This window comes from Flagellimonas pelagia (genome assembly GCF_003584135.1).
Taxonomy (GTDB): domain Bacteria; phylum Bacteroidota; class Bacteroidia; order Flavobacteriales; family Flavobacteriaceae; genus Flagellimonas; species Flagellimonas pelagia.
In genome coordinates this window covers 61,043-76,281 of sequence record NZ_QXFI01000008.1, presented here as the reverse complement: position 1 = coordinate 76,281, position 15,239 = coordinate 61,043, and the positions used below count along the sequence as shown (strand labels likewise).

Below are 15,239 nucleotides of genomic sequence, written 5' to 3'. Positions count from 1 at the left end.
TCAAACGTAATTTTTCTTTATAAGCAAAGCTATTAAATCAATAATTCTGGAGCAATAGCCAGTTTCATTGTCGTACCATCCAATAATTTTCACCATTTTTCCAATTACGGAGGTCATCAAAGAATCAAACGTACAAGAATAACAACTATTGTTTATGTCGATGGAAACAATTGGATCTTCTGTGTACTGAAGTATGCCTTTTAGTTCATTTTCAGCATAGTACTTAAAGGTAGCATTTATTTCTTCAATGGAAGTTTCCCGTTCTACATTGAAGGTAATATCCGTCAGGGACCCATTGGGAACCGGTACGCGGATGCCACATCCACCGATTACTTCTGATAACTCAGGAAAGATCCGTGTTAATGCCTTGGCCGCCCCGGTAGTGGTCGGGATGATGGATTGTGTGGCCGCCCTGGACCTACGGAGGTCCCTATGAGGGGCATCATGCAGGTTTTGGTCCGATGTAAAAGAGTGTATCGTGGTAATATAGGCCTGTTCTATGCCGCAAAGTTCATTGATGACCTTGATCATAGGCGCGGCATTGTTGGTGGTACATGAAGCATTGGAAATAATGTCGTCCTTGCCATTAATAAGGTCTTGGTTCACCCCAAGTACCACCATTTTAATGGAGTCATCCTCTGGCGGCACCGAAAGGATGACTTTTTTTGCACCATTTTGCAGATGGTACCGGAGTTGTTCCTCTTTTTTAAATTTTCCCGTGGCCTCTACCACTACATCTACCTTATGGGATGCCCAGTCAATATCTTTGGGATGATTGTGGTTGAGTATTTCAATGGCTTTACCATTTACTACAATCTTGTTTCCACCTGATTGGATATCGGCATCCAAAGTACCATGAATGCTGTCATATTTTAACAGGTGGGCCAAAGTTGTGGCATCCGCCAAATCATTTATGGCCACCACTTGGATGCTCGGGTATTTTTGAAGCAACCTAAAAAGAGTCCTTCCTATACGTCCAAAGCCGTTTATACCTATTCTGATGTCTTTCATTACGGGTTGGTGAGAAACTATTGGATGTGTTTGTGGGCTTTGTAAGAGGAACGCACCAAAGCGCCACTTTCAACATGCCTAAAGCCCATTTCAAGACCAATTTCCTCATATTTTTTGAATTGTTCGGGCAGAATGAACTGCTTTACAGGAAGGTGTTTTTTGGAAGGTTGCAGGTATTGACCGATGGTGACCACATCAACATCTGCATTTCTCAAATCTTCCATCGTGGCGATGACCTCGTGTTCTTCTTCTCCCAAACCGAGCATAATACCCGATTTGGTCCGGTTGGCACCATTTTTCTTCAGATAGTCCAAAACTTCGAGGCTACGCTCATACTTGGCTTGGATACGAACTTCTCTTGTCAACCTTTTAACGGTTTCCATATTATGGGAAATGACTTCTGGGGCCACGGCCAAAATCCTGTCCAAGTGGGTTGAAATCCCTTGAAAATCGGGAATAAGGGTTTCCATGGTGGTTTCCGGGTTCATTCTTCGGACAGCTTTTACGGTTTCTGCCCAAATGATGGACCCCATGTCCTTTAGATCATCCCGATCCACCGAAGTGAGCACGGCATGTTTGATGTTCATGATCTTGATGGAACGAGCCACTTTTTCAGGCTCGGCCCAATCCACACTTTCTGGTCTTCCGGTCTTCACACCACAGAACCCGCAAGAACGGGTACAGATGTTGCCCAGGATCATGAAAGTGGCGGTACCTTCGCCCCAGCATTCACCCATGTTCGGGCAGCTTCCAGAAGTACAAATGGTGTGCAGGTCATATTTGTCCACAAGCCCCCGTAACTGGGTATATTTCTTGCCGGTGGGGAGTTTTACCCGTAACCATTTTGGCTTTCCTTTGGGTGGTATAACGCTTTCTGCCACGTTTGTGCTCATACAACGGAATTTGATTTACAAAGATACGAAACTGGTAAGGAAAGTTTACCCAAGGAAATGGGTCACTTTTTTTTGATGATTTCTGCCAACAATTTTTTGGCCCGGAGCAATTTTACCTTGATGTTGTTCACAGGCTCATTGAGCTCTTTCGCTATATCTGCGTAGCTCATTTCATTGAAATAACGTAGGTTGATGACTTTTTGGTAATGGGGCTTCAACTTTTTGATATCCTGCAACAGGTTGGCCAAATTTTGCTCAATGATCAGTCGATCTTCTACCGAAGGGGATTCATCAAGTACTTTTTTGACTTCGTCGCCACGGGGGTCTACATCATCCAGAAAGCTTCTTTTCCGCTTTCGGATCAGGTCTACGTGTAGATTTTTGGAAATGGTGATGAGCCATGTCTTGAACTCATAGGCTTCATCATAGGTATCTATTCTATCAAAGGCGCGGGAAAATGTTCTGATGGTGATATCCTCGGCGTCATTTTCATTTTTGGTGCGCAGCAACTGAAAGCCGTAAACATCGTTCCAAAAAGTGTCCAAGAGCGTACTGAAGGCAATTTGGTTTCCTTCCTTTGCCCTGCGTATGGTCTCTTTTATGGAATTATCGGTTTTCTCCAAAAATAGGGGTGTCCTTGATGTGCTATACGGGTTAATTCAACTCGGGAACCGAGTCTTTTTTACATTCCTGTTCGTGGGGCAACTTGCCACAGAACCCACAGGCTTCGCCATTCTTGTTCAAATAAGGACTTTGGCTTGCACAGGTTCCGGCAAACTTTCCGTCTTTTTTGCCCCATATCTTTATGGCGATACCAGCGAATGCAAGTGCTAATAGACCAATGGTCAATAGTGCTAACTTCATAATCCAACTTTTGCACAAAGGTACAAAATACCCTCTTAAAGCAAGAGGGTGTTTAAGGATACTTTAGGTTTGTGGCTAATAAGAAATGTTCGCCACGATGTTGTCCACGGATGGAGCGGCATTGCCACCTTCTGGTTCAATGGTGATGTAGCCCACGGCATTGTCCGCATAGGGTAGGGCCAAAAGTTTGCCCTTGTCATCAAATTGCTTTATCACGCCCAAGTTGACCAACTCTCCGTTCACTTCTGCCCACATTTGGAAACACTTGTTCTCTGGTAATTGTGGAACATTGCTAACGTTTATATAGGAAAGCTTTTTAACTGGGTTGATATAGGCAATGGCCTTAAGTTCTTTTCCTTCACGTTTGCCCTTGACCTCATATTTTTTGGTGGCAGGGTTGTTCAGTACGATGAACTGGTTCCTCATATCTTCCAATTGGTCCTTCATGTTGTCCTCCAAATACTTGATCTTGTTGGATACCATGGTATTTTCCTCTTGAAGGTTTTTGTTTTGGTTCCAAAAGAAAACTGACGAACCGGCAAAGACCAAGATGGCAACACTGGCCGCAATGGCGTATCGGTAAAATCTTTTGTGTACCATTCGCTCCTTTTTGGCACTGGCCATAATAATTTCCTTAAGGCCTTCAGGGGTGTTTTTGGCGTACATTTTGGCAAAGGTCTCCAAGTTTTTTTGGAGCTCATCATATGTTTCCCTTACTTCGGGATACAAGGCAATGTACCTTTCGGCTTGTTGGGATTCTTCTTTTGAAGCATCTCCAATAAGATATTTTTCCAATATGTCGGATTCCAGAAATATTTTTACTTTTTCCTTCATGACAGTAAGTTTAAGATTAAGAGCAAGGACATTGTTGTACCATAAATTTTACCAAGTTCCCGTAGTCCAATTTTAAGTCTCGATTTGATGGTTCCGAGAGGAATATCCAATTCTTCACTTGCCTCCTGCTGCGTCATTCCCTCAAAAAACAAGGCCTCTAAGACTATTCTGTACTTTGGGTCTATTTTATCCAAATTATCTTGGATATCCATATGGTCGGGCACAATCCCCTTTACTCCAACTTTATATACGTTGGAAGCGTCGATTTGGACTTCCTTGTCCGCTTTATTATTTAAACTTCTTAATTTATCGATGGCGGTGTTCCTGGTAATACGGAACAACCATGTAAAAAGTTTGGCTTTGGATGCATCGTATGAATCTGCTTTTTTCCAGATTTTGATAAAACTTTCCTGTAGCACATCTTGGGCAAGGTCTTCATCCTTTACCACCTTATAGGCCACCCCAAAAAGCGTGTCCCCATAGTTTTCATACAGCAAAGAAATGGCCTTATCGTCCTTTTCTGCAAGGAGTGAAACAATATGTCTCTCAATCAATGTGCTCATGTATGATGCTTTTGGTAAAATTTTTTGTGGGACAAAAATCTAAAATAGGGTTTATATCGTATATAGAACAAAGCTAAGGCAGAAAAAGCATTATCTGCCGAGGCGATTGAAAAGAATTTAGAGGGTTTTAATGGCCCTAAAGACATACATAATTTTGGTTAGTTTGGTTTGGTATAACCCCCGTTACTGTTCAAAGTGCGGGGGTTATTTTATGATGTTCACCTCAGGTTGGATTTTAATACGGAACCTCTTGTGCACTTCTTCTTGTATTTGCTCTGATAGGGCAAGGATTTCCTGTCCGGTAGCATTGCCATAATTGACCAATACCAAGGCCTGTTTATCGTGCACGCCAGCATCTCCGAACCTTTTTCCCTTAAAACCACATTGCTCTATGAGCCAACCAGCAGGGATTTTGAACTGATCGTCATTCGTTTCGTAATGGGGGGCTTTTGGATTTTTTTTGATGAACTTGTCAAAAGCTTTTTTTGAAATGACGGGGTTTTTAAAAAAACTGCCACTATTGCCCAGTTCTTTGGGGTCGGGCAGTTTGCTCCTGCGGATGGCGATTACGGCATCCGAGATATCCCGGATGGTAGGATAGACAATCCCCATGTTTTTGAGTTCCCCTTCAATGGCGCCATAACCTGTGTGAAGCTCGTGGTCTCGCTTGGTAAGCCTTAGATTCACCGAAGTAATGATGTATTTTCCTTTGGCCTCGTTCTTAAAAATGGATTCCCGATAACCGAAGTGGCACTCATCTTTATCAAAAGCCACCAGCTCTCCGGTTGCCATTTCCATGGCAGTACAACTTACAAAAACATCCTTCAGTTCCACGCCATACGCTCCAATGTTCTGAATGGGTGCCGTGCCCACATTTCCAGGGATAAGTGACAGATTTTCAATCCCACCATACCCTCTATCAAGGCACCAAAGTACCAATTTGTGCCAATTTTCCCCAGCCATAGCCTTGATTTCTACTGTGTCCTCGTTTTCATCCACAATGCTGATACCCTCCAGTTTGATATGCATCACTAGGGCATCGATATCTTTGGTGAGCAACATGTTGCTTCCACCACTGATAATGAATTTTTTGGGATACGCCTTTAGTTCCAATACTTTTTGAAGCTGTACCAATCCTGTGATATCAACAAAAAAGCGTGCCTTGGCATCTATACCGAAGGTATTGTACGGTTTTAAGGATATGTTTTCCAGGATGTTCACCGGTCGTTGTACTTGGTTAGGGCCTTGCCCAAAATTTGGACGGCCTTTACAAGTTGCTCTTTTTCGAGCACATAGGCAATTCTTATCTGATTTTTTCCAAGTCCTGGAGTGGCATAAAAACCGGCAGCTGGTGCCACCATCACGGTATTGCCGTCCATTTCAAAACTTTCGAGCAACCATTGGGCAAAATCATCGGCATCTTCTACAGGAAGTTCCACCACACAGTAAAAGGCACCTTGTGGAACCGCTACCTTTACACCTTCCAACTTCTGGAGTTCGGAAATCAGGATGTTTCTTCGAGATACGTATTCCTCGATCACGGCATCAAAATATTCCTGGGGCGTTTCCAATGCGGCTTCGCTGGCAATTTGTGCAAAGGTGGGAGGAGACAATCGGGCCTGTGCAAATTTCAAGGCGGTTTGAATCACTTCCTTGTTCTTGGAAACCAAACACCCTATTCGGGCACCGCACATACTATATCGTTTGGAAACAGAATCTATCACAATAGCATATTCTTCCAGGCCTTCCACTTGTAAAATGGAATAATGGGTTTTTCCTTCATAAGTGAATTCGCGGTAGACTTCATCGGCGATCAGGAACAAATTATGTTTTTTCACCATTTCGGCCAATTGCAAAATTTCCTCTTTGCTATAGAGGTATCCGGTAGGGTTACCAGGATTACAAATAAGGATGGCCTTGGTTTTTGGGGTGATGAGTTTTTCAAACTCTTTTATCGGTGGCAGGGCGAAATTGGTATCGATACTGGAAGCAATGGGGACCACGTTTACGCCTGCGGCAGTAGCAAATCCATTGTAATTGGCATAAAAGGGCTCTGGGATGATGATTTCATCCTCGGCATCCATAATGGTGCCCATGGCAAAACTCAATGCTTCGGAACCACCTGTGGTCACAATGATGTCCTTGGCGCTGACATGAATATCCTTTTTGGCATAATAGGCCGCAATTTTTTCCCGATAGATTTCGGAACCTTCGGTCATACTATAGGCCAAAACCTCGATATTATGGTTGCGAACAGCATCCAGTGCCACTTTTGGGGTCTTGATGTCTGGCTGGCCAATGTTGAGGTGAATCACATGGGTCCCAAGTTTTTTTGCCGCCTCGGCGTAGGGGACCAATTTTCGTATGGGTGAAGCGGGCATTTGCTTCCCTTTGTTAGAGATACTAGGCATTTCCGAAATTTTACGCAAAAATGGGAAAACCAAGACTTGAAAACAACATATTATGGAAGATTTGTTCGCTTATCAAAATGTTAAATTAAAGGGGACATTTCTTTTGATTTTGTATATTTAATAAGCATAACCTTTTAAAAGTAAGTATGTTGAAGAAAATATTTCTTTTTTTTGCACTTCTTTTAATAGTGCCCGCTACAAGTTTGGCACAAGGGTATGGTTTGCCCAATGGGCAAAAGTTTGAAAAAATCAGGTTTGAACTCATCAACAACCTGATTATTGTTCCTATTGAAATTAATGGAGCCGAACTGACTTTCATCTTGGATTCAGGCGTAAGTAAACCCATTCTTTTTAATCTATCCGAATCGGATTCCGTTCCCATCAACAATGTTTCCGAGGTAACCATCCGGGGATTGGGTGATGGAGAACCTATGAAGGCCTTAAGTTCCAAAGGAAATATCTTCAGATTGGGCAATGCCAAAAACTTTTCCCAAGATCTTTATGTGGTATTGGATAGGGACATCAATCTATCCACCTCTTTAGGAATCCCAGTGCATGGCATCATGGGATACGATTTGTTCCGAGACTTTGTCGTCGAAGTCAACTATGGTTCCAAGAATATAAAATTGCATAATCCTGAGCTATATCGTTACAAAGAGAAAAAGAACGATCAGACCATTCCCCTTATAGTGGATAGAAGAAAGGCCTACGTAGAGGGTACGGTTTTGATGAGGGATACTGCAAACATAAAGGTGAAATTGTTGGTGGATACTGGAAGTAGCGATGCCCTTTGGCTTTTCCGTGAACCCGAGCGAGGATTGGAAGTGCCCGAGAAAAATTATGAAGATCATTTAGGAAGAGGATTGAGTGGCGATATTTTTGGAAAGCGCTCCAAGATAAAAGGAGTCCGTATCGGGGATTTTGAACTCAAGGATGCCAAAGTGGCCTTTCCGTACAGGGAGTTTTTCGGAGGATTGGAAAACTTGGGCGATCGTAACGGAAGTGTGGGAGGCGAGGTCCTCAAACGATTCAATATGGTGTTCGATTACTCCCGTGGTCAAGTAACCCTAAAAAAGAATAGCAATTTTAAGGAACCGTTTCAATATAACTTGGCCGGAATCGAATTGCAGCACAACGGTCTTCGGTACATTGCCGAAAGTATTGCCGACAGCAACGGTATTGTGAAGGATGATGACTCATCTTTCGGAAACGTCAAGATTTTGGTGGAAAATCGCACAAAGCTAAGCTTGGTGCCAGAAATTGTGGTCTCCAGTATCCGGGCAGGAAGTCCGGCGGCAGAGGCAGGTCTTCGTGAGGGGGATGTGATATTGGCCATAAACGGAAAAGGAGTGCACCGTTACAAGATTCAGGAAATTCTCAAAATGTTGAACGAGAAAGAGGGCAAGCGTATTCGGGTCCTGATCGAACGGTACAACAAAGACTTATTGTTTTCCTTTGTGTTGAAAAAAGTCTTTGACGACGATTAAAAATAAAAAACCCTGAAAACCATTGTCTTCAGGGCTCTTCTAAAGTTAATTTTCTTTTTACTTACTGGTACCAGGTCCTTTGACTTCTCCTTTAATCTTCAAAACCTTTGTAGGGGTATCGGCATTGGAGGTCACGGTAATGGCCTTTCTGATGGGGCCAACCCTGTTGGTGTCATATTTCACTTCGATCTTACCGGTTTTTCCAGGCATGATCGGTTCTTCCGGTTTTTTGGGGATGGTACATCCGCAGCTTGATCTAACATTGCTGATTACCAAAGGTGCAGTTCCGGTATTGGTAAATTCAAACACACGGACACCGTCACTTCCCTTGTCAATTTCACCGTAGTCGATGGTCTCACTCTTAAATTCAATTTTAGCCGTAGCTTCTTGCGCATAGATCCCTAGGGAAATAAGCCCTAAAAACAGCACGAGTACAGTTTTTTTCATCATTTTTGGTTTTTGGGTGAATTTCAAAAGTAGATGTTTTCACACCTGCATCCAAAATTCTTTTGTTATGTAATAACGTTACTTATTTTTGTTTCGTATTTCTGGATTGGAATCCATCCGAAGAATAGCATAAAATTAACATTGCGCTTTCCCTTCAAAAAAACCAATCCAAATCCTTGATTTAACAAAAACTGTACCGAAAAATGGAAATTCCATCAAAATATGAGCCCAAAAGGGTTGAAGAGCATTGGTATACCTACTGGACAAAGCATGATTATTTTAGCTCCACCCCAGATGAAAGGGAACCTTACACCATAGTGATCCCACCGCCAAACGTTACGGGAGTACTTCATATGGGGCATATGCTCAACAATACCATTCAGGATGTTCTCATTCGTCGCGCAAGACTGTTGGGGAAAAATGCCTGTTGGGTGCCCGGTACGGACCATGCCTCCATTGCTACAGAGGCCAAAGTTGTGGCAAAGTTGAAGGAAGAAGGTATTGATAAAGCAACTCTGTCCCGCGAGGATTTTTTAAAGCATGCTTGGGATTGGACCCATGAGTATGGAGGTGTCATCCTTCAACAATTAAAAAAATTGGGCTGTTCCTGTGATTGGAACCGTACCAAGTTTACCATGGATGACGATATGTCCGCATCCGTAATCAAGGTTTTTGTGGATTTGTACAATAAAGGATTGATTTACAGGGGTTACCGAATGGTGAATTGGGACCCGGAGGCGAAAACAACCCTATCCGATGAAGAGGTAATTTATGAGGAAAGACAAGGTAATCTATACTATTTGGCCTACGCCATTGAAGGTTCCGATGAAAAAGTGACGATTGCCACAACCCGTCCAGAGACCATTTTGGGAGATACCGCTATCTGTATCAACCCTAATGATGAAAGATACCATCACCTTCGTGGCAAAAAGGCCATTGTGCCCATTTGTGGCAGGGTTATCCCGATTATTGAAGATGAATATGTGGACGTGGAGTTCGGTACCGGGTGCCTAAAGGTGACGCCGGCACATGATGAGAACGATAAGAATCTGGGTGAAAAGCACGATTTGGAGGTCATCGACATCTTCAACGAGGATGCTACCTTAAACTCCTTTGGGTTGCATTACCAAGGAAAGGATCGTTTTGTGGTCCGCAAGGAAATTGCCAAGGAGTTGGAAGAAAAAGGATTTTTGGTGAAAACGGAACAGCACATCAACAAGGTGGGTACTTCCGAAAGGACCAAGGCCGTCATAGAGCCCAGGCTGTCCGATCAATGGTTCTTGAAGATGGAAACTTTGGCCAAGCCTGCTTTGGATGCTGTTTTAAACACCGAAGATATCAAGTTTTACCCCAAAAAATTCGAAAACATCTATCGTCATTGGATGGAGGGTATCCGTGATTGGAACATATCCCGTCAATTGTGGTGGGGACAGCAGATTCCGGCTTACTACTACGGGGATGGGAAGGAAGATTTTGTGGTTGCGGAAACCCCAGAGCAAGCTTTGGAATTGGCTAAATCCAAAAATCCAGCAATCCAACAATCCGATTTACGGCAAGATTCCGATGTTTTGGATACTTGGTTTTCTTCGTGGTTGTGGCCCATGAGTGTTTTTGGGGGGATCTTGGATCCTGATAATGATGAAGTCAACTATTATTATCCGACCAGTGATTTGGTCACCGCACCCGATATCATCTTTTTTTGGGTGGCCCGGATGATCATGTCCGGATATGAATATAGAGGTAAACGACCTTTTGAAAATGTGTACTTTACCGGATTGGTACGTGATAAGCAACGCCGAAAGATGTCCAAACAATTGGGCAATTCTCCGGATGCATTGAAATTGATAGAGGATTTTGGTGCGGATGGTGTAAGAGTGGGGCTTTTGTTGAGTTCTTCAGCGGGGAATGATATCATGTTCGATGAAGCCCTTTGTCAACAAGGATCCAACTTTGCCAATAAGATTTGGAACGCCTTCCGATTGGTAAAAGGATGGGAAGTTGCGGATATTCCCCAACCCGAGGCATCAAAAATTGGGATAGAATGGTACACGGCCAAGTTGAACCAAACCCTGGTGGAAATCGAGGATCATTTTTCAAAATATCGTATTTCCGATGCTTTGATGGCCATTTATAAATTGGTTTGGGATGATTTCTGCTCTTGGTTATTGGAAATCGTGAAGCCAGCGTATCAACAACCCATTGACCAAGTCACATTCAATGCAGTGATTGAGTTGTTCGAGGAAAATCTGAAACTGTTGCACCCCTTCATGCCTTTCTTGACCGAGGAAGTTTGGCAGCATATTGCCGAACGCACCCCGGAAGAGGCCTTGATCGTGGCACAATGGCCAAAAGGAGCAAAAGTGGACTCCAAACTGATAGCCGATTTTGATTTTGCCGCTGAGGTTATTTCTGGAATCCGAACCATTAGAAAGGAAAAGAACATTCCCCAAAAGGATGCCCTGGAACTATTTATGCTCAATACGGAAGGTATTGGGGATAACATGGACGCCATTATCATGAAGGTGGCCAATGTTTCCAAACTGGAAACGATTGATGCCGGAATGGATGGTGCTTTAAGCTTTAGGGTAAAAAGCAATGAATATTTTATTCCGATTACTGGAGCCATCGACGTGGAGGAGGAAATCAAAAAAATCAAGGAAGAACTTCGGTATACCAAAGGCTTTTTGAAATCGGTGCAGGGCAAATTGGGCAACGAACGTTTCGTGAACAATGCCCCGGAGCAGGTGGTGGCCATCGAACGTAAAAAAGCCGCCGATGCCGAGGCCAAAATCGAAACTTTGGAAAAAAGTTTGGCCAGTTTGCAATAACCTTTGGTTGTAAATAGTAATGATTTTGAAAAGGGAAGGGGGACTTCCCTTTTTCTTTTTCATAAGGTGTCAGGAAAATTTATGAGGTGGAAATTATTTTTTGAAGCACAGGGATAAGAGCAAGGTGGGGATTTCTTCCTGTATAAAAAGAAGTTCGCGGTCCATTTCGAATCTTACTTACGCAAACGATATAGCTTTATTTAAAAATTTAGAGTAAATTCATGACGCATACCCCGTACTTGCATTGGATTAACTTTAAATTTTACAAATGGAATCGTACGCAACGGCATTGTTATATGCTACACCTTTTTTTCTAGGGTTGGTATTGGTAGAAGTGCTTTATGGACGTTTTGCAAAAAAGCAGATGCATAACGTTATGGATACCGTGAGCAGTTTAAGTTCTGGCCTTACCAATGTGGTCAAGGACTCACTGGGTCTGGGGATCATCCTGGTCAGTTATCCTTTTTTGTTGGAACATTTAGCGCTCATCGAGATCAAATCCACATGGCTGGTTTGGGTAGTTGCCTTTATTGCTTTGGATTTTGCTGGATATTGGAACCATCGGTTGAGCCATCATATCAATTTTTTCTGGAACCAACATGTGATCCATCATAGCAGCGAAGAGTTTAATTTGGCCTGCGCCCTTCGCCAGCCCATTTCCAATCTTTTGGGGTATTATGCGCTATTGTTGATTCCGGCAGCACTTTTGGGCGTTCCCAATACGGTTATCGCCGTTTTGGCACCCATTCATCTGTTTGCCCAGTTTTGGTACCATACCCGGCATATTGGCAAAATGGGCTGGTTGGAATATGTAATCGTAACCCCTTCGCAGCACAGGGTGCACCATGCCATCAATGCAGAATATATTGATAAGAATCTAGGACAGATTTTCTGTATTTGGGACCGCATGTTCGGAACCTTCCAAGAGGAGCTGGATGAAGTCCCGCCACAATACGGAGTATTGAAACCTGCCCATACCTGGAATCCCATCATCATCAATTTTCAACATTTATGGCGATTGATCAAAGATGCCTGGAGGACCGAAAACTATTGGGACAAACTGCGGATTTGGTTTATGCCGACGGGTTGGCGTCCCAAGGATGTAAAGGACAAATATCCCGTAGAAATCATAGAGGATGTGTATCATTTTAAAAAATATCAACCTGAAGCATCCACGGCCTTGAAGGCGTACTCACTGTTCCAATTGACGGTGACCACCATATTGATGCTCTTTATGTTCTACAATTACTCCGAAATCGGTTTTGATGGTCTCTTGTTGTTCGGTGCCTTTGTTTTTCTGGGGGTATATGGCTACACCACTTTAATGGACCGGGCGGGGTATGCCATTTGGATAGAAGTTTTTAGGGGTGTTGCCGGTTTGGCCTTGATTTATTGGACCAGTGACTGGTTTGGAATCGATGGTTTTTGGGCCATGGGAAGTTATCTGGTGGCACTCTATTTTGTGGTCACCATTTTTGGGGCCATTTATTTCACCTATTTTGAAAAGTCGTTGGCAACACCCAATTTGGTTTCCTAGCGGGATTTCAATTCTTTTTCGACAAGCTCAATGTATTTTTTCATGGCTTGTTTTGGACCAATATTCTTGGCTTGGAACAAGGCATTGGCCTTAAATGCGTTGATTAAAGGGGTCCTGCTTCCGGGATTGTCAAAATTCCTGTTGGCTATTTTAAAATAGGCATACAGTCTCAGTAAGAAATCAGCGGGGAGGGGTTCTGTGTAGCTATTGACATACTCAACTGCCTCATTGAACTTTTTATGTAGCTCTTCATCAATCATTATCATCATCATCGGATCTGTAGGAAGCTATACATGTTTTGGCACCGACCACTTTTTGGTTCAGCTTAACGGTGATATTGCAGTTCAAGGGCAATAAAAGATCTACACGGGAGCCAAACTTAATGAACCCTGCATCTTGTCCCTGCGTAACCTGTTCTCCCTCTTCGGCATAGTTTACGATGCGGCGTGCCATGGCCCCGGCAATTTGCCTATATCCTATTTCTCCGAACTTGGGTGTATGGAGTATTACGGTTGTCCGTTCGTTCTCTGTGCTCGATTTTGGATGCCATGCCACTAAATATTTTCCTGGATGGTATTTGGAATAGGTTACCGTACCGCTGGCAGGATATCGGGTCACATGTACATTAACGGGCGACATGAAGATAGAAACCTGTTTTCTTCGTTCCTTAAAATATTCGGGCTCGTCCACTTCCTCTATTACAACAACCTTACCATCAACAGGGGCCAAGATTTCATCAAAATTGGGTGTAACGGGTCTTTTTGGATTCCTAAAGAATTGGAGAATGGCAATCAATAGGATTAGGGCAGCTATCTGTACCGCATATCGGACCCATTCCAATTCAATATAAAATTGTGAGGCCAGAATGGCAGCGACCACGATAAAAAATGTGGTAATGATTATTTTTTGACCCTCTTTATGAAACATAGGAGAATAAATTAAGTATCAAATAGGCAAAGGGCGCGGCAAACACCAAGCTATCCAATCGGTCCCAAATCCCACCGTGACCGGGCAAAATGGCACCACTATCCTTTACCCCGGCCATACGTTTGAACTTGGATTCCAATAGATCACCCAGACTACCGGCAACCACGATCAAGGCAGCCATTGCCATCCATTGTGCCACGGTAAGTTTTGTTTCGTACCATGACAAAATATATGCGGCTACCAGTGCAAAAATAAGACCTCCGATAGAACCTTCAATGGTTTTTTTTGGAGAAACCGAAGGGAAAAGTTTTGTACGCCCGAATGCCCTTCCTACAAGATAGGCAAAAGTGTCATTGACCCAAATCAATATAAAAATGCCCATGATGAGAAATTGGGCAAAATCTTCCTGTTTATAAGGGATCATGGTCAAAAAAATGCACCCGCCACCGATATAGAACACAGCGATCACAAATTTTTGAAAATCGGTAAATTTTCTAGGCCGGTTAGAAAAAAGGAACATCAAGAGGGCCAAGTCGACTGTGATGGTCAAGAGCATGAGCACTGTAACGAGGTCGCCGTCCTGTACCAAATAGATATACGTCCACCATAAAGCCAAATAGGCCAAAAAAATGTAGTACTCCTTAATCCGTACTATTTTTTTGAACTCGTACAAGCAGGCCAGTCCAAAAACCATAAAAAGGAAGTCGAAGGCATCCGAACTCAAAAAAACAGTCCCCAAGAGAAGCACCACGTAGATGACCCCAGTGATGGAGCGTCGTAAAATTTCTCTCATGAAATCAGTAGTCTTCTAGGAGTAAAAGATAGACATTTTTTGAGGCACTCCCATAAGAAAGGAAATCATCCTTGTTTTCCTGGGTAAGTTGAAAGTGTTTAAGGGTGGTAATGTTATTGGGAATATTCTTTTGATATCGCTCCTTGATGATTTTGAGTCCTTCGCTGATAGAGTCCACCAACTGGCTTGTGGTCGCGAACACGATCAGGTTGGAGGGAAGTTCATCCAATTTTTTCTCCTTGATCTGGTTGGAACATACCAGTATGGAACCGTTATGGGCCACCAAATGCTCACAAGTGGTAAAAAAGATGTCGCTTTCCTGTCTGCTATCGGTAAATTTCAGGTTTTCCAGGGAAAATTTGGCTTCCAACCTAGGGTCTAAAGAATAGAGTAGATGATTTTGCCAATCGTTCTCCGAAATGATATTTTTCAATGCTTCGGACACCTCTGAAAAATCCTCACAGTAAATAAATTTGCCTCCGTTTTTCTTGAAATAGATGGTGAATTTCTCATCTACGGGAATTTTTAGATCGGGCATATGTTCTCCACGGGTTTCCGCAGTTTCCTTGGAAACCTTTTTTCCTCCTCCAAAAAGTTTTTTAAAAACTCCCATCTATAGTATCCGGTGCATTTTCAATTTAAAT

16 protein-coding genes are annotated in these 15,239 nt (G+C 43.0%); 3 read left to right on the top strand and 13 right to left on the bottom strand.

Annotated elements, in window-relative coordinates; genetic code table 11:
• From gap to D2V05_RS01275, 8 genes are all read right to left on the bottom strand, one after another.
• Window positions 1-1,011 carry a type I glyceraldehyde-3-phosphate dehydrogenase gene (gene gap / locus D2V05_RS01310; RefSeq protein WP_119645803.1) on the bottom strand — a complete coding sequence of 337 codons (1,011 nt, stop codon included), beginning with the start codon at window positions 1,009-1,011 and terminating at the stop codon, window positions 1-3.
• Window positions 1,012-1,028: 17 nt separating this feature from the next.
• On the bottom strand, window positions 1,029-1,904 hold the full coding sequence (gene lipA, locus D2V05_RS01305; RefSeq protein ID WP_119645802.1) for a lipoyl synthase: 876 nt from the start codon (window positions 1,902-1,904) through the stop codon (window positions 1,029-1,031).
• A gap of 62 nt (window positions 1,905-1,966) precedes the next feature.
• Window positions 1,967-2,527 (bottom strand): RNA polymerase sigma factor, encoded by a 561-nt coding sequence (locus tag D2V05_RS01300; protein WP_119645801.1) that lies wholly within the window; start codon window positions 2,525-2,527, stop codon window positions 1,967-1,969.
• A gap of 31 nt (window positions 2,528-2,558) precedes the next feature.
• Window positions 2,559-2,768 (bottom strand): membrane or secreted protein, encoded by a 210-nt coding sequence (locus D2V05_RS01295; protein WP_119645800.1) that lies wholly within the window; start codon window positions 2,766-2,768, stop codon window positions 2,559-2,561.
• Window positions 2,769-2,843: 75 nt separating this feature from the next.
• Entirely contained in the window at window positions 2,844-3,602 is a 759-nt protein-coding gene (locus D2V05_RS01290; RefSeq protein WP_119645799.1) for an anti-sigma factor, read from the bottom strand.
• On the bottom strand, window positions 3,599-4,165 hold the full coding sequence (locus D2V05_RS01285; protein WP_119641993.1) for an RNA polymerase sigma factor: 567 nt from the start codon (window positions 4,163-4,165) through the stop codon (window positions 3,599-3,601). The genes D2V05_RS01290 and D2V05_RS01285 overlap by 4 nt, the downstream gene beginning before the upstream one ends.
• A gap of 204 nt (window positions 4,166-4,369) precedes the next feature.
• The gene (gene murB, locus D2V05_RS01280) at window positions 4,370-5,386 is read right to left on the bottom strand and encodes a UDP-N-acetylmuramate dehydrogenase (RefSeq protein ID WP_119645798.1); all 1,017 of its coding nucleotides are present in this window, start codon (window positions 5,384-5,386) and stop codon (window positions 4,370-4,372) included.
• Entirely contained in the window at window positions 5,383-6,576 is a 1,194-nt protein-coding gene (locus D2V05_RS01275; protein WP_119645797.1) for a pyridoxal phosphate-dependent aminotransferase, read from the bottom strand. The genes murB and D2V05_RS01275 overlap by 4 nt, the downstream gene beginning before the upstream one ends.
• Before the next feature lie 146 nt (window positions 6,577-6,722).
• Between D2V05_RS01275 and D2V05_RS01270 the strand changes: the two genes are divergently transcribed.
• Complete coding sequence (locus D2V05_RS01270) at window positions 6,723-8,063, top strand: PDZ domain-containing protein (RefSeq protein ID WP_119645796.1); 1,341 nt, start codon at window positions 6,723-6,725, stop codon at window positions 8,061-8,063.
• Window positions 8,064-8,120: 57 nt separating this feature from the next.
• On the opposite strand, the gene D2V05_RS01265 is transcribed toward D2V05_RS01270, so the two are convergent.
• Window positions 8,121-8,513 carry a DUF1573 domain-containing protein gene (locus tag D2V05_RS01265; protein ID WP_119645881.1) on the bottom strand — a complete coding sequence of 131 codons (393 nt, stop codon included), beginning with the start codon at window positions 8,511-8,513 and terminating at the stop codon, window positions 8,121-8,123.
• Between the two features lie 200 nt (window positions 8,514-8,713).
• Between D2V05_RS01265 and D2V05_RS01260 the strand changes: the two genes are divergently transcribed.
• Window positions 8,714-11,338 (top strand): valine--tRNA ligase, encoded by a 2,625-nt coding sequence (locus D2V05_RS01260; RefSeq protein WP_119645795.1) that lies wholly within the window; start codon window positions 8,714-8,716, stop codon window positions 11,336-11,338.
• 268 nt (window positions 11,339-11,606) lie between these two features.
• On the top strand, window positions 11,607-12,875 hold the full coding sequence (locus D2V05_RS01255; protein WP_119645794.1) for a sterol desaturase family protein: 1,269 nt from the start codon (window positions 11,607-11,609) through the stop codon (window positions 12,873-12,875).
• Here the strand turns inward: D2V05_RS01255 and D2V05_RS01250 are convergent.
• From D2V05_RS01250 to D2V05_RS01235, 4 genes are read right to left on the bottom strand one after another with little or no spacing between them, the layout of a single operon-like run.
• The gene (locus D2V05_RS01250; RefSeq protein WP_119641999.1) at window positions 12,872-13,135 is read right to left on the bottom strand and encodes an acyl-CoA-binding protein; all 264 of its coding nucleotides are present in this window, start codon (window positions 13,133-13,135) and stop codon (window positions 12,872-12,874) included. The genes D2V05_RS01255 and D2V05_RS01250 overlap by 4 nt on opposite strands.
• On the bottom strand, window positions 13,128-13,802 hold the full coding sequence (locus D2V05_RS01245; protein WP_119645793.1) for a phosphatidylserine decarboxylase family protein: 675 nt from the start codon (window positions 13,800-13,802) through the stop codon (window positions 13,128-13,130). The genes D2V05_RS01250 and D2V05_RS01245 overlap by 8 nt, the downstream gene beginning before the upstream one ends.
• Window positions 13,792-14,595, bottom strand: coding sequence for a phosphatidate cytidylyltransferase (locus D2V05_RS01240; RefSeq protein ID WP_119645792.1), 804 nt, complete (start codon window positions 14,593-14,595; stop codon window positions 13,792-13,794). The genes D2V05_RS01245 and D2V05_RS01240 overlap by 11 nt, the downstream gene beginning before the upstream one ends.
• 4 nt (window positions 14,596-14,599) lie before the next feature.
• Window positions 14,600-15,208 (bottom strand): LUD domain-containing protein, encoded by a 609-nt coding sequence (locus D2V05_RS01235; protein ID WP_119645791.1) that lies wholly within the window; start codon window positions 15,206-15,208, stop codon window positions 14,600-14,602.
• Between the last annotated feature and the right edge of the window lie 31 nt (window positions 15,209-15,239).